This is a genomic window from Desulfosarcina sp. BuS5 (assembly GCF_028752835.1).
Taxonomy (GTDB): Bacteria; Desulfobacterota; Desulfobacteria; order Desulfobacterales; family BuS5; genus BuS5.
In genome coordinates, this window is the sequence record NZ_CP087952.1 from 833068 (window position 1) to 850579 (window position 17512).

Below are 17512 nucleotides of genomic sequence, written 5' to 3' on the forward strand. Positions count from 1 at the left end.
GTCATTAAATATTTTTTTTTATTTTTTTACAGGAATTGGCCGCCACAATGGTGCAACATGAGCCTTTACAGGATTACCGTTCCAGATCAGAAGCTGCAGTTCATGAACGGCCAGAGGCCTGACCGCCTCACCGGATTTGTTTGGCCACCAGTTGAAACGTCCCTTAGACAGCCTTTTCTGACACATCCAGAATCCTTGGCCATCATACATAATGATCTTTATGGCAGTTGCCTTTTTATTACGAAAAATAAAAACATACCCTGAAAATGGATCGGAGCGCAGCACCTGCCGACAAACAGCATTTAGACCGTCGATACCTTTTCTGAAATCCACCGGGTCTATGGCCAGCAGGATACGCATTTGCGGAGTTATCTGAATCATGGCTGACTCCAAAACTGTTGGGTTATATTGATCAAGTCAGAACTGTCCGCAATTTGCATTGTCATCCTGGCACCGTTCTGATGTTGCATCTCGATAATGCCCTTGAAAGGCAAAGGGGCTTGGGCTACATCAAGTTCGATGAAAGATGCCGTCGGCACGGACGGATTTGGTGATATATTCTGGACGTAATGCTTTAGCTTGGTATGGTTGAGGCTCAAGGCTTTTGATATACGGTGCAGAGAATAGGCAGGGTATAACGAGGCAGCGGCTTCCCATAATGCTTCCGGAATGGCTTTACCTCTATCCCGGCTGTTACGCCATTGTTTAAATTTTTCCCGTACTTCATCCAGACTGTACTCGCCTGAAGGCTGCATAAGATTCATCGGTCATCCTCCTTATATAATATTACGTGATTTGAATGACCGATACTACCTTATTTGAATTTGTTTTTCATGCACGCTTGCCGAAAGGACACGGTAATCCTGTAAAGGCTCATGTTGCACCATTGTGGCGGCCAATTCCTGTAAAAAAATAGAAAAAAATATTTAATGACTTACGTTCCAGTAAAAAATGTGATATTTGATGCCCATGTTTACGTATAGAGGCAGAGTCGTTACTGACAAAGATATTATTTTTATCAAGGAGCTTATTGCTCAAAATCCGGATGCCAGCCGCCGGGCGCTTTCCAGAAAACTGTGCATAGCCTGGAATTGGGTCCAGGCCAATGGGGCATTGCGTGATATGGTCTGTCGGGGTATGATGTTAGAACTGCACCGTGCAGGATTCATACGTCTGCCGGACAAAAAATGTAATCCCCATAATCCATTTGTAGAACGTAGAAAACCTAAAAAAATTCAGATCAATCAAACTTTACTGGAAACAAAATTAGCCAAAATACGGCCGCTTGAATTTTGCCAGGTACGCAGAAGCCCGCATGAAAAAATGTTCAACAGCCTGATCGAGTATTACCATTATCTGGGTTACTGCCATCCAGTGGGCGAACAGCTGAAATACATCGTTTATACTGATGGGCGGCCAATAGCATGTTTTGCCTGGTCTTCTGCAGCGAGGCATATAGGCTGCAGGGACAGGTTTATCGGCTGGGATGCGAAGACGCGTAAAAAAAATCTGCACCTTTTGGCGTATAATACACGATTTTTAATTCTACCATGGGTGCGCGTACCACATCTGGCCTCCCATCTTCTTGGTCACATGATAAAAATCTTGGCCCTGGATTGGCGTAAAATCTACAATCATCCCATCTGGTACCTTGAAACTTTTGTGGACAAAACCCGTTTTGCCGGTACCTGTTACAAGGCTGCGAACTGGAAGTATCTTGGAGACACCACCGGCAGGGGTAAAAATGATCAGACATTTAAACCGAACCGATCTATAAAGGCTGTTTGGGGACAGTAGTGTCCGGTTAAGTTTTTGCATATAGCATTTGCTCTTTGATAATCAGATTATTAGACCATACGTTTTTTTCGTCAGTACGTAATTCGTTCTGGATGGTATTTCTAAGCTGACGAATCCTCTTTATTGATACAGGTTCATTAAACTGTTCATGGCAGTATATGGCCATAAGCAGGTAGGTTATTAACCCCGCAAGGATTTGAACCATCAGGCCATATCTACTGTGAGCAATCAAGTGGTACACTTTTAAATGTTTCTTCCACCATTTGAAAAAAGTTTCGATATCCCATCTAAGCTTATAAACGGTTGCAACCTGCTCGGCTGTAAGGTCATAACGATCAGTTGCCACAAAATATTTGACACCGGCAATTTTATAACCAACCAGTCGAACCGGCTTTCTGGTCTGGTTTACCCCAGGAGTGCCAAGAAGAACCACAGCATCATAAAAAATATAGCTGTCGGGATCAACAGGCTGCTCTTTGATAATAGTTCTTGTTGTTTTCGCTTTGATGCGGCAAACAAAATGTTTTTTTTCATCCTGAAGAAGATCAAAATCCTTATGTGATTGATACCCCCGATCCATGATTCCTGTTTGGCCTTTTGTAAGGATAGACCTGACAAAGGGGCGTTCAGCGCCATTTCCATTTGTCAGATGAATTTTTATAGGAATCTTGCGATTGACATCAAAGCCGAAATGGCCTTTTGCTTTTTTAGCGCCTTTTCTGTAATCAGCCCAGTACATGGACAGAACTGCATCAATTAAAGATCCATCAATGGAAACGAGTTCACCGAGATCTGAATAATTTGATGGTAAAGCATTTTGTGCCTGGCTGCAAAGAGCTTGAAAAACATATTCAAGCTGTTCAAGCCCTCGAGAATTGATAATTTCGGAAAAACTGCTACGACTGATCCCTCCATCTGGAGCGACACATTCTTTGGCAAAATCGTCTTCTTTAAGGTGTTGAATAAGATCACGAGCTGATTCATGTTCTTGTAGATGGAAAAATATCAGTGCGTGAAGCTGATCTTCAAAAGTCATTTTCAATGGCCTGTGACCTCGGGATTTAAGCTGTGGCGTGTCAGGAAAAATCTTTTGCAAAGGTTTGAGAAATCGAGCATGAGATTGGGGATTAAAATTCTTTTTTGGGATATTGAATATGTCCATTTTTGTCTTAACTCCTTGTTATAATTATAATTTTATAACAAAACGATAAAAAATTTTTATTTGGTTTGTCAAGTAAAAAATGAACATTTTTCTAATTTTTTTATCCCATATAACATGCAAAAACCTAACCGGACACTACTGGTTTGGGGATATCCATTAGCCAAAAATTTTCGCAGCCTTTTACGGGGGGACACACAGTGAAGACCCCGGAACGTATAGACCTGGACGTCAAGCAGTTAGATGCTCTTTTAAAGCGTGTTAAAGAACTGTTGCCACCTGAGGACTATGAACTCATCAAGGCTATGGCTGACACTATCTACCTTTTAAGTCAGTGTGTGGACAATAAAGCCGCCTCCATACGACGGCTGTTGCGCATGCTGTTTGGTGCAACTACCGAAAAAACTGGAAAAACAAAGGCTCACCCAAAAAAGAAGAATTCTGTTAAAGCTAAAAAAGGTCATGGCCGCAAACCTGCTAAAAATTATACCGGGGCAAAAAAAGTCAGAGTCTTCCATGATACTCTTAAACCTGGAGACAACTGCCCTGAATGTTTAAAGGGCAAGGTATATGAATTAAAGGAGCCGCAGCGAATCATACGCATCACCGGAAACGCTCCATTAAGTGGAACTGTCTATGAAATGCAGCGTTTACGCTGTAATCTCTGTGGAGCAATTTTCACCGCATCGACACCTGAAAATGTGGGTGAAGACAAATATGATGCAAAAGCCAAGGCCATGATTGCTCTTTTGAAATATGGTACCGGTATGCCATTTAACAGACTTAAAGATCTTCAGCAAAGTCTTGGCATACCATTGCCTGCATCGACACAGTTCGAGATTGTCGATCAAATGGCAATGGAACTTACTCCGATTTATCAGGAATTTATCCGTCAGGGCGCTCAGGGCGATATCATTCATAATGATGACACCACTATGAAGGTTTTGTCCCTGATGAAGGAAAACAAAGAAAATAACCCGGAACGTAAAGGTATATTTACCACGGGTATACTGTCAAAAACCGATGATCATAAAATTGCACTGTTTTTTACCGGCCGTCAGCATGCCGGAGAAAACTTGATGGATTTACTTAAGCGTCGTATTGGTCTGAGCCCACCCATTCAGATGTGTGATGCTCTGTCCAGAAATGTTCCCAAAGAATTCGAAACTCTGCTGGCAAATTGTCTTACACATGGACGAAGACAGTTTGTTGACGTACTGCAAAGCTTCCCGGAAGAGTGCAGTTATGTACTCGAAATCCTCGCAGAGGTATATAAAAATGATAAGATTACCAAAGAACAGAACATGGAAGCTGAAGAACGGCTGCGGTTTCATCAGGACAACAGCGGTCCGCTGATGAAAAAGCTCAACACCTGGTTTCACAAACAAATAGACCAACATTTGGTGGAGCCCAACAGCGGGCTGGGCCAGGCTATTGGCTACATGCTCAAACATTGGGAGGCGTTGACCCTTTTTCTCAGGGAACCAGGTGTACCTTTGGACAACAATATTTGCGAACAGGCTTTGAAAAAGGTCGTTCTGCATCGCAAGAATGCTCTGTTTTATAAAACTGAGCATGGTGCCATGGTAGGTGATCTGTTCATGAGTCTGATTCATACCTGTAATTTATCCGGTACCAATCCTTTTGATTACCTGACAGCACTGCTGGAACATGCCTCTGAGTTGTCAGAATCCCCAGACAAATGGATGCCGTGGAATTATAAATCCGCACTGATTGAACCGGACAATCCTGAAGCATAAAATCACTTTTTAATATTTCCATCCTGATTAATCAGCCGGGTGCCTGCAAAAAAACAGGCACCTAACTGCTGACTGCTTACCTACGCTAAATTTTTTTTTGCGCTATGCACGCTTGCCGAAAGGACACAATTTTTCTCCAAGCTTCGAACTAAGAATCAAATCTTCTCCATGTAACAGGATCTTCTTTCTCCCATACTTGACACTCTGAAATTTGACAGATATCAATCCATTCATCATTTGTCGCGAGAGAATCTTGGCGTACATTACTATCTAAAAGGTTTTTTAACTTGGTTAGCAAAAAAACAAGAAAATTGGGAGGTAAACCAACAGAAATAATAAAAATAGAAAAAGTCGGTTGTTGAGAATGAAAATTTACAGAGGTGCAACCATATTCCCAAATAGTTCCCATTTTATCAAAAGCATTGTCTCTTATCCATTCTGAAGTCAGTCTGCATATCAGGGAACGATAGCTTTCATCTAATTTGTTTTGAAGATAATCGAGATTGATTTCAATAGCGCTAAAAACTTTTTTCTTAGGATAAATTACCTCACTCGAAAGGTTTCTATATACTTTGTCATCCTCTTTCTCAATATCATCACATTTTTCGTCCTCTTTCTCGTCCTCCTCATCTTTAATGGAAATGATAATGCGATTCTCATCAACAGTTATATCAAATTCAGATTCACCATCGAACCATTCAACGTCCTTTAATACAGTGAAAAATTTATTCAAGTTTTCATGGGAAATATATTTATAGCCTGTATTTTCCGTCTCATGTTCACCCGCAGTTAAAATATGTGCACCTTTTGGATAATAAAAGAGACCATCATCACTTAAACAGAGATTACACATAACTGCTCCGTCATCATCTTCAATTTTACAATAAAATTCCAGTTGCCCATCGGCATCCGGGTCATACCCATTTAGTCTAAACATTCTTAGTGAACTCATTTTTGTTATTCCCTTTTTATGCTATGACAACTTAATTTCTATAGCCTTTGATCGTCGTTTTGGCCACTTGCCAATGATTGCTCCATAATCATTGCTTTTTTAATTTTAGCTATTCAAAATTCCTTAATATTTTCGATTCTTTTGACTGCCAACGATGAACTCACCGGCCGCCAACATGCGTGGGAATACGTTCCGCAAACGACAACATTTATGCGGAAGAGAGCGTTTAAAAAAAGCGCCGCGGTTGGCGGTCGGGTTCCAGGTAGGAGCATCGGTTACCCGACGCCCCCCCTACAGACCCGTACGTGAAGATTTCCCTCATACGGTTCCTCGGTTCAAATCCTTTTTACCGGATTATCAACCAAACAGGCGACACCCCGTTTGGCGTATAACTTTGCAGCCCTTACGGCATCAAATATTATGGACTATTCTGGGTAATGGCAGTGGGTATGTTGTGCGCAAGTCCTCGAACATTACTTCGCCCTTGTGACTTCTTCGGCTTAACCATCGACGCCATGCTTTCTCAGTATATTCAAACACAACTTCCAGCACTTTGTAGTTACTTATTACTCCAAAGTACTGGTAAAAACCTCGCAGTTTACTGCAAAGAATCTCATACTGCTCGGCCATTGGCTTATGACGGTTATCCTTGCACCATATCCATATTCTCTTCATAAAACGGCTTGAACGCTTTCTTGCCGTCTTTTTCTTTATTACCATGTACCCTTTTAATGATTTTGACCAGTAAAATGTAAACCCTAAAAAATCAAACGTCCCGTTTCCCTTTCCGCTAATGCGTTTGGAAAATCGAATCAGTTTTGTCTTTTCCGGGTGAAGTGACAGCTCGAACTGTTCGAACCGCCTGGGTAATACATCCATGACACGCAATGCGTCTTTTTCATACTCGAACCCGAGGATGAAATCATCCGCCCAGCGTATGATGGAGCATCTCCCTTTCATCCGGGGGATCACTTCTTTCACGTACCAGTCATCTAAAACATAATGAAGAAAGATATTACTGAGCACAGGGGAAATTACTCCTCCCTGTGGAGTGCCCGTTTCAGAGTACGTCAGGTTGCCTTCCTCCATTACGCCTGCATTCAACCACTTCCCTATCAGGCGAATCATTCCGCCGTCACTTACTCTCCGACGTATCATGTCTTTAAGTAACTCGTGATTAATATTGTCAAATAGTCCTGTAATATCTGCGCTTACTATCCAGCTGATATTCTGCTTCAAGCATTGCTCACGTAAATCTTTGATTGCCATGTGTTGGCTCCGACCTTTTCTGAATGCATGGGAAAAATTGTAAAAATTCCTGTCAAATATGACATTCAATATGGCTGCTGCTGCTTTCTGGACAATTTTATCCTCAAGTACAGGTATGCCAATTGGACGCTTTTTCCCTCCTTCCTTGTCTATCCAGATACGCTTTACAGGAGACGCAACGTACTGTCCTCTCCGCAGTCGTTCATACAGATTATAGAGGTTTTGATCAAGATTTTCGGCATACTCCTTTGCCGTAACCTTGTCCACTCCTGCAGATTTGCTTTTCCGAATTTTACGAAAGGATTGTTTCAGTAAATCAAAGTCTATCCGATGGACTACTGATGTAAATACCAGTTCAGGATTACTTTGAGCAAGCAGCTCGATTTTGATAAGGGATGACCCACCTGTTAACACCGGTGGTTGTCCCCATTCTATCGGTCTGGAATTGCAAGCGACCGTTCTTGCAATTTCTCGGCTTTTTGTTGATATGGTTTGTGACATCTGTGTATCTCCCATAATTCCTGCCAAAAAAACGTTATACCCTGCTTCACCTTCCCTGCAGTGGGTCGCTTGGGCATCACTTCCCCACCTTTCCGATCAAGATAGTTCAATTCTTAATCATCGGTACTATGATCTGCTAAGACTTCCGAATGTTTATCTCAGGTTCGTTCGCTCTTCGCTATCCTCCCCTGATACCTTGTATCGCCCATCTTTTAATGTTTGTGTTTCTGCCAATGGCAGACTCGTTGCAAGGCGGGACATTCCTATGCAACGCCGGGATTTCGCTTGCGCTGGATTTCCTGTTACCGTTCTTTTTACCCAAGGAAACATCCGGGTCTCCCAAGTTCCCGAGCTACCCCTTTGAGTACATGCCCTGGTCTAAGACCCCGGTGGTGTCCTGAATACTTGCCTTAGCATATTCAGGACTGCTGCCTTCCGCTGTCTCCAAAGCGTCGGCTTTTTCCTGCAAGCAGGATTATCACAATGACCACAACCATACATTTTTCGGGGCTCAATACAGAGCCTGCAATCTTGCTCCGTCCAGCTCCAGACTCCCGTTACCGGGTTTACCTGTGGACTTCGCTACTGACCTGCTGGTTAGTCTTTAGTCAGGTGGGACTATCTTAACATCAATGCCAGAGCAAGCCCTGCAGAGATGAAGGAAACAAACCGTTTCCCGAGCACCCACTTGGTAACAATATCGAGTTTCAAAGACCTTGTGTCTTATCCCAACGATTCGGATTTATCTTGGCACGAGTAGTGTTTTGTTGTAAACCCCTGCCTGGTTGCGACAACCTGCTTTTTGTAAAGCAGCCGGATTTGAGAAAGCATAATTAAACGCTTGCAAATAATGCAAAGTTGGCGAACACACCGCTGTTTGCTGGCGCTTGCAGCATAACCAGTTAAAACAATAAGCAACGCCTTGAGAAATAGTCACAGAAAGCGGAACGAGATGCAACCGAATGCTGGAATAATGACAATAAAAACATCGGTTGCCAAAGAGAAAACCGCTGTTTGCGGCATTCTGCAACAATGTTTGTTGATGCGATGCTGACTTTACCAAAAAAGCCGCAAAAAGCAAGGCGAGATGTCGCCGAGTGCTGAAACAGTGAAAAATGTAAAATGCTTGCCGAAGCTGACGTTCAAAAAAGCAACAAGAAACGCCGGCAAAAGCGATAACCGGCAAATACCGGCAACGGCTGTTAGCAAAACAGACAGTGAAAAATAAAACTCAAAATTAAGCCTGCGATTAGGTTTACAACGACAAGGGTCACTTGCCGACATGAGCGCAGCGAAATGTCGGTCAAGTGGACCCGATTGTTATACGCCTCCTTACTTTCCATATGCTTGCATTTCTTGATTTGCCGGATAGTCTGGAATAATATGGATCCCATTAGTATATATTTTCAAATGTGCCACAATCATGTTTTTGGAAGCCAATGGAATGCACCATGCACTTTCCGGCGCTCTATATTCGGCACCATTCAAAATTTTAAGGCTACTGACGATGGTTGCTAGATTACGCTTTATATTTTCAATAATTTGTGGAGACACTCCTGTCTCTACAACATGAATGCCAAGCGGTAATATAGAACCGGAAGATGGGTTGAAATGTAAAACAGCTACCGCTGTTCCGTCATAAACAATAGCTGCTTTAACTTCAACTTCACCCCGAAGGCCGGTCATACTCCAAACCTTCCCAGCCGATAAATATGCCTTTGCTTTTTGGGCAGTAGCAACTGCAAGCGAAGCGTTATTTATTATATCCTGATAGACTCCAGTTGAAGGACTACCTGGTTGGGGAGGTGGTGGGGGAGGCGGTGTCAATCCGGGAGCAGGTGGTGGAGATTGCACCACTCCTTGCGGTGGTGGAGGTGGAACTTGTCCCGGAGGTGGAGGAGGAGGTACTAACGTGTGGCCATATCCAGAAACAGTTGGCCTGGGGTGTCTAAATCCCCATAATTAGCTTGCTCAGGATTTGGCCCCCCCTTCAGAATATAAGTTATGTATGTCAATTTGCTCCATTTATAAACAAAGCATTAACATGTTGATAATACCCATTATTTATATTTGAATGTGGTCAAACAAATGCTTATTAAGCTGCGGCACGGTTATTATATTCAGCATTATTGGGCGCATAAGGTTGTTTTGTAAACTTATTTACGGGCCCACCTAATTGTTCAAAATTTGCTGTAATATCAGTTACATCTTTTGATTTTTCATCATTTTTTGGCACCGGTAGAAGAGTTAAACCACAGTCAAACTCAGTTGACAAACTATCTGTAAGGCTTCCGGGGGTTGGTAAAATTTTTCGGCGCTGCCGAGTTAAAGACAACAACTTATTTTCAACTTCCTGTTGTTCCTTTACTGTAACGCCCATTGCCATCCGAACGGATTCTCTATTCACAGATCCGCAAAAAGCCGGTAAACGAAGTGCAATTCGGTTTGCATCTTTTACTTCTCCTGTACCATGTGTTTTACCAAGTCCAAACAGGGATTCAATATTATCAGAACAAATAGGCATTCCAGTATTGCCCATGCCCAATGATTCAGCGACTATTAATTGTTTTTCCATCCAGGTAATAAAACCGATACGTACTTGAGAGCTTTGAGGGATATTTTTTAAAAGTTCTTTGCACTCTTTGTAGGTTTTCATATTCAAGCCTTGAGCTTTAAGAATTTCCTGGCTTTTTAAAAGAGGAGATGCATCACGAAGAAATCGCTTGATAAACTGTTTATATTCAGGAAGTTTACCAAGATAATTCCTAAGTTTTGAAACTACAGAGTCCTTTGAAACTCGCCCCCGTGGTGAGTGCTTAAGAACCATTTCAGCCCATTTCACCATTCGATGAATATTCATGAATCGAGCTTTTGTCGAAACCTTTGGGGGTGCAAAAAATGCAAGTACTGTTTGCTTAAATTTTTTTGAGGCTTGTCCGCAAGCAGAGATAAAACAGTCATACGAAGGATGTTTTGTATATTCTTTTTTTAATAGATTGGCAACAACATGAGAAATATCATCAATGGAGAAACTTGAAAATCCTCTTTCATTTAGGAGTCTGACACCTTTCATGAGGTCCATTCCTCCGTCTTTCAAATATGCAGCAGGTTTTCCGGTGATGAGAATCACCTTTTGTAAAAAATTTGCAATGGATTCTCCAGTCCATGATTTCGCCACTGAAATTGCTACACAATTGATGTTTTCAAGAGTTGGAGCACCTTCATGATTTTTAAAATGATCAGTTCTAAGCTCCAAAATAGCAAGAATTTTACCAGCTCCCAATGCTATTGAGGTATCTATCATCCAAATAGCACCATTTACAATCTTATCCATATCAAAAGAAACAGAAGAAAGCCCTTTATAGTTCCAGATTTTTGATAGTGAATATCTGGTGACCCAGTTAATGATCGTTTGAGGGCACGGTATTTTGGTTATCCCAAGGTATGCTTGTAAAATGCCAAACATTCTTGATATTGCTCTGAATCCAACGTGTCCGACCAAAAATAGGCGTAAAGAAATAAAAATCAATTCCTCCTTACTATTAACCGACAATGTGTTCTTTTTACGTTCTTGTTCTAATTCTTGTCTATTTTTCCGGAGTTCAGACTTGTATTTATTTCGTTCATTTTTAGTACGTTTCAGCTCAGCTTTCTGATACTTAATTATACGAGTACGATCAACTGCTTTGTCTTTCCAGGCAGTTCTACTTTTTTTAATTTTGAAACTTTACTCATAGCAATAACCATCTTTTTGGTTAAAATATTTGAATATATAGGGAATAATAATTTTTTTCAATCAGCAATTTTGAATTATTGACGGCATTTTGTTATGGTCTACGCAAATTTTACTGAAAATATTGAAGGTGCCTGAATGACATATGATAGATTGCAAGCAAAAATAATCCCTGGCAAACATTGTAGCTTTTGTGGAAACGATTCTGTTCCTTTAATAAAAACAAAATGTTGTGACCAATGGATTTGCTGTGACACTTCTTTTGCATCTATAAAAGGTGGAGATTATTGCCAATATCATCACGAGCACGAGGGTCTCTGCCATTTTCATTACAATAACAGCCATTCAGGGATATGGCAGGAGTGCAAAGAATGCCGGGATTTGGTTGGGGAAGATAATTTTAATGCTGCATTTCATGACCCCAACAATGTGCCAAGATATTAATCGCACTCATGATAGGGCCAAAAGTTGAGCAAAAAAAGTAGCCACAAAACTGAGTTTTTGGACACCCCACAGTTGGCCTATCAAGTAATGGCGGCTTATCTTGTGCGTTTACCATAGTTATACCTCCTATCAAAAACAATGCTAATAGAATTACAATCTGTCGAGATTTATTCATGATCTTCTCCTTTACTTCTATTTTTTAGACTTTGTACATCTTTTTCCAATGATTCAAGCCTTGTACTGATAACAGTAAGCTTATGCCAGATAAAATAGCCAACAGCAGCGACCATAACAAATAACAATATACCAGTACCGCCTGGACCGAACATGGGTGGCATTGGGCCACTTGGAGCGCATCCAGTTAAGAATCCGGCGCCTGCCGCTCCGACGAAGATGAGTTTTGGTAAATTTCTCATAAGACCTCCTGTTTTCACGTATAACGACCTTGCATCAGCCGCCGCGCCGTGATGCTCAAACAAATAACGGGCGGCTATTCGCGGTCAGGCTGTATGCTTTGGTTCGGCGATTTCTTGCCAATTAAGTTTTTGAGGGGTGATTAAATTAATTTGATATCTTTTTTACTTTTTATTCTCAGAACATCCCTAACTTTGATGTTCAGAGAATTATAAAAAGGTCAGTCGTCCGAGGTTTGAAATAGGATGTCAGCAATTGCTTTTGCAGCTATATTATGTCCGTTACCCTTGAAATATGATTCTTTTTTCAACCGTGTTTTTACAAGTCTTTTTATGGCATCAGCCATAACATTCGAAGAGATATCTTCCCCATTGATAATCAGAGTACCAGCCTTTTTCTTAAGATACTTAGCTGTATGTTCTTGTTCCCAGTGTCCTGTGATCGGGACGGCTACCATCGGAGTCCCAATCATGAGGCACTCGGTTGCAGTAGTTATACCGCTCTGTATGACCAAGACATCGCTAGCCGCATAAAATGCTTCAATATTCTTTACATACCCGTGGACATTAACACCTCGTTGAAGAATAAAATCTAAATCCTCCGGTTCAATACCGTACCCACAAATAAATTCAACTCTGAGCTTATTAATCGATTGCTGCAATTGCGGTACAGCTTCATTCACAGCCTTAAAAAGATATTCTCCTATTCCTGAACATCCAACAGTTACCGTCAGAACGGTTTCATCGTTTTTAAAGCCTAATTCCAGGCGTGCAGTCTGCCTTGAAGGTGGTTCTGTGTACTGTAGTTTGGTGATAGGTTCCACAGCTAAGATATTTTTAGAATTAATACGTGAACGCCACTCTTTACGCAAAATATGGTCCGGATCACCAATGTAAATCCATTTATCTGCTTTTTTGGGGAGATGGGCAAATAAGAGCCAGTCAAAAAAAGCCTCCAAACTTGAGCGAAACGGATTATGTAAAAAAGGAGATCGTGGCACACCGATAAAATCGCACATGAAAACCACGGGGATCTTCCAGGTTTTGCAATAATCGGTAAGGAAGAAAAACTCATCCAAAATAATAAGCGCTGGCTTATATTTTTTTATCAGTTTTCTGAGTTGAAATGATTGAATAAACTCAGACCGGAGCAGAATGAGATAGAATTTCAGAAAGTCGATTGTTCCTAAATTGGTTGGGAACGAAACTCCTTCAATTTTTTCAACCTTCAGACCTTCATTGCTAAGCATCTGAAAAGCATTATCTCCGGATACAAAAATAAATTCATACCCAGGTGGTAGCAATTTTTTTAATTCTATCGCAATAGCGATATCCCTAAAAACATGGCCACCGCCGACAACGCTAGTCAAAATTAAAATATTGGGCATAGATAATACCGAGAATATTTAAGCTTTACCGCCGAACGCCGGCTGTTGAGCCGCGAGAATCGCAGGCACTGAATGAAAAAGGCGTTTTTTTTTCATTCAGTGTCGAGAATCGCAGTCGGCTCGAACGCCCTTGATAGGTGGAGCGTGAGCGGAACCTGTCAAGGACGTTCGAGGAACTCGACAGCAGTCGATAAGTTGACCGTGTGCGTAGCGTAGCGGAGCTCACGGTCAACTTATCGACTGCAATAAGGGGCGCAAAAATGCGTGGCAATAAGCTTTGAACTACCGATAGACTTGGAGCGGTGCAACGAACTCCGAAAAACCGCCAGAATTTTGCGTCCCTTTAATTGTCTTGTTAGCGTTCTATTCTTCCTGTTCCCAAGACAACCGAGTCGATATCATTTCTGCCTATATCATCAACGTTTCTAAAATGAATCTTCCCTTTATATATTCCAAGTTCGATTATGGGTTTAAGTTGCCTCCTATCTTCACTAATAACTCCCGGCGCAAGGAAATATGTTTTGAATGTTTTATATGACTCTTTAAACATTTCTAAATTTTTCGAGCCTTCGGGCGGATTCATCCTATTGATCCTGCTGACCATCATCATTAGATCGTCATCCACATCAAATTCGTACCCTGCATCTTTAAATCTTTTAATTGCAGCATCTGGGTCTGATCCAACGTGAACAGAGTAACCAGGTTCTTCATCTTGAATCTCGCCTTCAATTATTGAGATCCTTAACTCTTCATATTCATCAGTTTCTCCGTACCGTTCATGCCATGTTTCGAAAATTTCTCTCGCAGCTTCCTCGTTTTCAAAAGCTAGTCCGAGTATTGGTGGTCGCTCTGGATGACCCATAAAGAAAGTAGCCCGCCATTTAGCCTTATTCCATAAATCGACGTCAATCGGACCGGTTAAATACATAATTGGATTTGTTTTTACAGGCTTTTCAGGCAATGGCCTTAACTTGCCCAATTCCGGTTTTTCAGCCTTAGGCTTATTTAGCAGCCTGTAGTAAAGATCATCATAACCCTCTTGTGTATTCACACAGTAATTAGAAGCGCCTTGCAAAGGAGTTGGTATATAGGCACGGTGCTGTGTGTCAAAAATAACCGGTATAAATTTAGTGTTCTCTGTGCCAGCGTTGTATATGTGTTGGTAGATTAGGTTGCCTTCCCATCTCACTCCATGACCTTTTCCAGGCTCTTCTTCGCCCATAACCCTTTTGTAATAAGATTCGGTGCAAATCATTAATACAAAACGGGCATCTCTTATCTTTTTGTCCATCCACCGAGGCCAACCTTCTGAAGGGGAAACCTCATACTGATCTAGAACACAATCAATGCCCTCTGAACGAAGTTTGTTTGACAGTTCAAGAACACGTTGAATGTGTTCAACATTGTCATGACTGTAACTTATAAATACTTCACCGATATCATTCATGGTTGTGTCATTCTATTTGTTTGCACGCTAACGCCGGCTGTTGAGCCGCGAGAATCGCAGGCACTGAATGAAAAAGGCGGTTTTTTTTCATTCAGTGTCGAGAATCGCAGTCGGCTCGAACGCCCTTGATAGGTGGAGCGTGAGCGGAACCTGTCAAGGACGTTCGAGGAACTCGACAGCCGGCGATAAGTTGACCGTGTGCGTAGCGTAGCGGAGCTCACGGTCAACTTATCGATTAAAATCACCTGCTTTTATGGAGCGCAGCGGAATAAAAGTCAGGTGCATTTTTTTGTTATACAATTTACATTTGTGCACTTGATCCTCTTAAATATCTATGATTTCACCGTCATGAAACCAATTGAGTTTTCGCAAATGGCTTCTAACCTTATCTTTTGCACTTGTATATACCACAACGGCCAAACTGCTTTGAGCACGGCTGCATGTGACATAAAACAGGCGACGAGTCCTGTCGATGGATGTTTCTTTGCCTTCTTGGGCATTTCTCTGATCGGTTGATGTAGGAGCTTTCGCTCCAAATAGTTTGTCATAGCTAAACATGAATCCACGGGCTTCATTATCATCTAAAACCACCATTACGCGAGGAAACTGCAAGCCCTTTATTCCTTGATGAGTGCCGAACGGGGATTTGTCAGAAATATACTGCACATAGGATTCCAGTTGGCTAAATGGGACAGAAAGAGCATTGTCCCAAGCGTCAATGTCTGGATTGCTATCGGATGCTTCAGCAGAATCGTCTGGTTTGCTTTCGTTTTCCGCTGAATCTACGCGAGATACGATTGGTGCAAATACATCAGGTATGGCAAATAGGCCACTGTCTGCGACCGCCTTTAGGCAATCAAACAATGAGGGTTCTGAGTCGCCGTCCCATAAGGAGAAGAGCGATTTCACGGCATCATCTGCTTTCAGTATTTCATCTAATGACGATTCACTTGTTTTAAGTGTGTCAGTGGATACAAGCGGGGAATATTTCTTAACTATTCGTGCTACCGCAAATTTATTCTCTGCTTGCAGCGATTTCACTAGGGGAAGAATCTGCTGCGAAAAGAACGGAATCCCACTTAATGTTCCGTCAAGCAGTCCAGTTTTGAATTTTGATATTTGATAGAGTGGTTCAAAGAAACCATTAAACCCTCCTCGTTTTGCAGCCATGTGATGCTCAAGCGTGAGTGTTTTTATCTCTTGATTATCTCCCGACCACTTGTCGTCAGATGTGATTTCAGCCATCTTCTTGACGATTTCTGCTTCGACAGTTGTCTTGTTGATACCATCATTTTGAATAAGAAATAGTCGCACAAATCCCTCTGGTGCATCATCTACTGGTTCCTGGATGTGGTCATCTGCACCCGATCTAATGTTGTTGATGAACTTTACGATACGTTTCGGGCATCTATAATTTATCAGTAGTGTCCGGTTAAGTTTTTGCATATAGCATTTGCTCTTTGATAATCAGATTATTAGACCATACGTTTTTTTCGTCAGTACGTAATTCGTTCTGGATGGTATTTCTAAGCTGACGAATCCTCTTTATTGATACAGGTTCATTAAACTGTTCATGGCAGTATATGGCCATAAGCAGGTAGGTTATTAACCCCGCAAGGATTTGAACCATCAGGCCATATCTACTGTGAGCAATCAAGTGGTACACTTTTAAATGTTTCTTCCACCATTTGAAAAAAGTTTCGATATCCCATCTAAGCTTATAAACGGTTGCAACCTGCTCGGCTGTAAGATCATAACGATCAGTTGCCACAAAATATTTGACACCGGCAATTTTATAACCAACCAGTCGAACCGGCTTTCTGGTCTGGTTTACCCCAGGAGTGCCAAGAAGAACCACAGCATCATAAAAAATATAGCTGTCGGGATCAACAGGCTGCTCTTTGATAATAGTTCTTGTTGTTTTCGCTTTGATGCGGCAAACAAAATGTTTTTTTTCATCCTGAAGAAGATCAAAATCCTTATGTGATTGATACCCCCGATCCATGATTCCTGTTTGGCCTTTTGTAAGGATAGACCTGACAAAGGGGCGTTCAGCGCCATTTCCATTTGTCAGATGAATTTTTATAGGAATCTTGCGATTGACATCAAAGCCGAAATGGCCTTTTGCTTTTTTAGCGCCTTTTCTGTAATCAGCCCAGTACATGGACAGAACTGCATCAATTAAAGATCCATCAATGGAAACGAGTTCACCGAGATCTGAATAATTTGATGGTAAAGCATTTTGTGCCTGGCTGCAAAGAGCTTGAAAAACATATTCAAGCTGTTCAAGCCCTCGAGAATTGATAATTTCGGAAAAACTGCTACGACTGATCCCTCCATCTGGAGCGACACATTCTTTGGCAAAATCGTCTTCTTTAAGGTGTTGAATAAGATCACGAGCTGATTCATGTTCTTGTAGATGGAAAAATATCAGTGCGTGAAGCTGATCTTCAAAAGTCATTTTCAATGGCCTGTGACCTCGGGATTTAAGCTGTGGCGTGTCAGGAAAAATCTTTTGCAAAGGTTTGAGAAATCGAGCATGAGATTGGGGATTAAAATTCTTTTTTGGGATATTGAATATGTCCATTTTTGTCTTAACTCCTTGTTATAATTATATTTTATAACAAAACGATAAAAAATTTTTATTTG

At 41.5% G+C, this 17512-nt stretch carries 17 protein-coding genes; 4 read left to right on the forward strand and 13 right to left on the reverse strand.

Features of this window, described 5'->3' with window-relative positions:
- Nucleotides 1-18: 18 nt before the first annotated feature.
- On the reverse strand, nucleotides 19-381 hold the full coding sequence (gene tnpB, locus BuS5_RS04000; RefSeq protein WP_274427634.1) for an IS66 family insertion sequence element accessory protein TnpB: 363 nt from the start codon (nucleotides 379-381) through the stop codon (nucleotides 19-21).
- A complete protein-coding gene (locus tag BuS5_RS04005; protein WP_274427635.1) occupies nucleotides 378-764 on the reverse strand; it encodes a hypothetical protein in 387 nt (128 codons plus the stop codon). Before BuS5_RS04005 ends, tnpB begins: the two co-directional genes overlap by 4 nt.
- 205 nt (nucleotides 765-969) lie before the next feature.
- Here BuS5_RS04005 and BuS5_RS04010 point away from each other — a divergent pair, with 205 nt between their 5' ends.
- Nucleotides 970-1797 carry a Druantia anti-phage system protein DruA gene (locus tag BuS5_RS04010; RefSeq protein WP_274428008.1) on the forward strand — a complete coding sequence of 276 codons (828 nt, stop codon included), beginning with the start codon at nucleotides 970-972 and terminating at the stop codon, nucleotides 1795-1797.
- Nucleotides 1798-1804: 7 nt separating this feature from the next.
- Here BuS5_RS04010 and BuS5_RS04015 read toward each other — a convergent pair whose 3' ends face one another.
- Nucleotides 1805-2959, reverse strand: a complete 1155-nt coding sequence (locus BuS5_RS04015; protein WP_036019371.1) for an IS4 family transposase — start codon at nucleotides 2957-2959, stop codon at nucleotides 1805-1807.
- Nucleotides 2960-3156: 197 nt separating this feature from the next.
- On the opposite strand from BuS5_RS04015, the gene tnpC reads away from it, so the two are divergent.
- Nucleotides 3157-4716 (forward strand): IS66 family transposase, encoded by a 1560-nt coding sequence (tnpC, locus tag BuS5_RS04020; protein WP_274427632.1) that lies wholly within the window; start codon nucleotides 3157-3159, stop codon nucleotides 4714-4716.
- 148 nt (nucleotides 4717-4864) lie between these two features.
- On the opposite strand, the gene BuS5_RS04025 is transcribed toward tnpC, so the two are convergent.
- From BuS5_RS04025 to BuS5_RS04040, 4 genes are all read right to left on the reverse strand, one after another.
- Nucleotides 4865-5668 (reverse strand): hypothetical protein, encoded by an 804-nt coding sequence (locus BuS5_RS04025; RefSeq protein WP_157487512.1) that lies wholly within the window; start codon nucleotides 5666-5668, stop codon nucleotides 4865-4867.
- A 411-nt stretch (nucleotides 5669-6079) separates the two neighbouring features.
- Complete coding sequence (ltrA, locus tag BuS5_RS04030; RefSeq protein WP_036019348.1) at nucleotides 6080-7453, reverse strand: group II intron reverse transcriptase/maturase; 1374 nt, start codon at nucleotides 7451-7453, stop codon at nucleotides 6080-6082.
- 727 nt (nucleotides 7454-8180) lie between these two features.
- The gene (locus BuS5_RS04035) at nucleotides 8181-8624 is read right to left on the reverse strand and encodes a hypothetical protein (RefSeq protein ID WP_274428009.1); all 444 of its coding nucleotides are present in this window, start codon (nucleotides 8622-8624) and stop codon (nucleotides 8181-8183) included.
- A gap of 146 nt (nucleotides 8625-8770) precedes the next feature.
- The gene (locus BuS5_RS04040) at nucleotides 8771-9124 is read right to left on the reverse strand and encodes a hypothetical protein (RefSeq protein WP_274428010.1); all 354 of its coding nucleotides are present in this window, start codon (nucleotides 9122-9124) and stop codon (nucleotides 8771-8773) included.
- A 95-nt stretch (nucleotides 9125-9219) separates the two neighbouring features.
- On the opposite strand from BuS5_RS04040, the gene BuS5_RS04045 reads away from it, so the two are divergent.
- The gene (locus BuS5_RS04045) at nucleotides 9220-9390 is read left to right on the forward strand and encodes a hypothetical protein (protein ID WP_274428011.1); all 171 of its coding nucleotides are present in this window, start codon (nucleotides 9220-9222) and stop codon (nucleotides 9388-9390) included.
- 143 nt (nucleotides 9391-9533) lie between these two features.
- Here the strand turns inward: BuS5_RS04045 and BuS5_RS04050 are convergent, their stop codons facing one another.
- Entirely contained in the window at nucleotides 9534-10904 is a 1371-nt protein-coding gene (locus BuS5_RS04050; RefSeq protein ID WP_274427705.1) for a hypothetical protein, read from the reverse strand.
- A gap of 405 nt (nucleotides 10905-11309) precedes the next feature.
- On the opposite strand from BuS5_RS04050, the gene BuS5_RS04055 reads away from it, so the two are divergent.
- On the forward strand, nucleotides 11310-11615 hold the full coding sequence (locus tag BuS5_RS04055; protein ID WP_274427721.1) for a hypothetical protein: 306 nt from the start codon (nucleotides 11310-11312) through the stop codon (nucleotides 11613-11615).
- Between the two features lie 167 nt (nucleotides 11616-11782).
- Here BuS5_RS04055 and BuS5_RS04060 read toward each other — a convergent pair whose 3' ends face one another.
- The 5 genes from BuS5_RS04060 to BuS5_RS04080 all read right to left on the reverse strand — a co-directional run bounded on the left by BuS5_RS04060 (nucleotide 11783) and on the right by BuS5_RS04080 (nucleotide 17450).
- Nucleotides 11783-12031 (reverse strand): hypothetical protein, encoded by a 249-nt coding sequence (locus BuS5_RS04060; protein ID WP_027355009.1) that lies wholly within the window; start codon nucleotides 12029-12031, stop codon nucleotides 11783-11785.
- Between the two features lie 218 nt (nucleotides 12032-12249).
- Nucleotides 12250-13416, reverse strand: a complete 1167-nt coding sequence (locus tag BuS5_RS04065) for a glycosyltransferase (RefSeq protein WP_027355010.1) — start codon at nucleotides 13414-13416, stop codon at nucleotides 12250-12252.
- A gap of 355 nt (nucleotides 13417-13771) precedes the next feature.
- Nucleotides 13772-14863 carry a toll/interleukin-1 receptor domain-containing protein gene (locus BuS5_RS04070; RefSeq protein ID WP_027355011.1) on the reverse strand — a complete coding sequence of 364 codons (1092 nt, stop codon included), beginning with the start codon at nucleotides 14861-14863 and terminating at the stop codon, nucleotides 13772-13774.
- Between the two features lie 324 nt (nucleotides 14864-15187).
- Nucleotides 15188-16309, reverse strand: coding sequence for a hypothetical protein (locus BuS5_RS04075; protein WP_051375179.1), 1122 nt, complete (start codon nucleotides 16307-16309; stop codon nucleotides 15188-15190).
- A complete protein-coding gene (locus BuS5_RS04080) occupies nucleotides 16296-17450 on the reverse strand; it encodes an IS4 family transposase (RefSeq protein WP_036019371.1) in 1155 nt (384 codons plus the stop codon). The genes BuS5_RS04075 and BuS5_RS04080 overlap by 14 nt, the downstream gene beginning before the upstream one ends.
- Nucleotides 17451-17512 lie beyond the last annotated feature (62 nt).

Excerpts from the sequence above, each read along its gene's own strand:
- BuS5_RS04015 (WP_036019371.1), bottom strand. The coding sequence starts at position 2,959 with ATGGACATATTCAATATCCCAAAAAAGAATTTTAATCCCCAATCTCAT.
- BuS5_RS04025 (WP_157487512.1), bottom strand. The coding sequence starts at position 5,668 with ATGAGTTCACTAAGAATGTTTAGACTAAATGGGTATGACCCGGATGCC.
- BuS5_RS04055 (WP_274427721.1), top strand. The coding sequence starts at position 11,310 with ATGACATATGATAGATTGCAAGCAAAAATAATCCCTGGCAAACATTGT.
- BuS5_RS04065 (WP_027355010.1), bottom strand. The coding sequence starts at position 13,416 with ATGCCCAATATTTTAATTTTGACTAGCGTTGTCGGCGGTGGCCATGTT.
- ltrA (WP_036019348.1), bottom strand. The coding sequence starts at position 7,453 with ATGGGAGATACACAGATGTCACAAACCATATCAACAAAAAGCCGAGAA.
- BuS5_RS04050 (WP_274427705.1), bottom strand. The coding sequence starts at position 10,904 with ATGTTTGGCATTTTACAAGCATACCTTGGGATAACCAAAATACCGTGC.
- tnpB (WP_274427634.1), bottom strand. The coding sequence starts at position 381 with ATGATTCAGATAACTCCGCAAATGCGTATCCTGCTGGCCATAGACCCG.
- BuS5_RS04005 (WP_274427635.1), bottom strand. The coding sequence starts at position 764 with ATGAATCTTATGCAGCCTTCAGGCGAGTACAGTCTGGATGAAGTACGG.
- BuS5_RS04060 (WP_027355009.1), bottom strand. The coding sequence starts at position 12,031 with ATGAGAAATTTACCAAAACTCATCTTCGTCGGAGCGGCAGGCGCCGGA.
- BuS5_RS04080 (WP_036019371.1), bottom strand. The coding sequence starts at position 17,450 with ATGGACATATTCAATATCCCAAAAAAGAATTTTAATCCCCAATCTCAT.
- BuS5_RS04010 (WP_274428008.1), top strand. The coding sequence starts at position 970 with ATGTTTACGTATAGAGGCAGAGTCGTTACTGACAAAGATATTATTTTT.
- BuS5_RS04075 (WP_051375179.1), bottom strand. The coding sequence starts at position 16,309 with ATGCAAAAACTTAACCGGACACTACTGATAAATTATAGATGCCCGAAA.
- BuS5_RS04070 (WP_027355011.1), bottom strand. The coding sequence starts at position 14,863 with ATGAATGATATCGGTGAAGTATTTATAAGTTACAGTCATGACAATGTT.
- BuS5_RS04040 (WP_274428010.1), bottom strand. The coding sequence starts at position 9,124 with ATGACCGGCCTTCGGGGTGAAGTTGAAGTTAAAGCAGCTATTGTTTAT.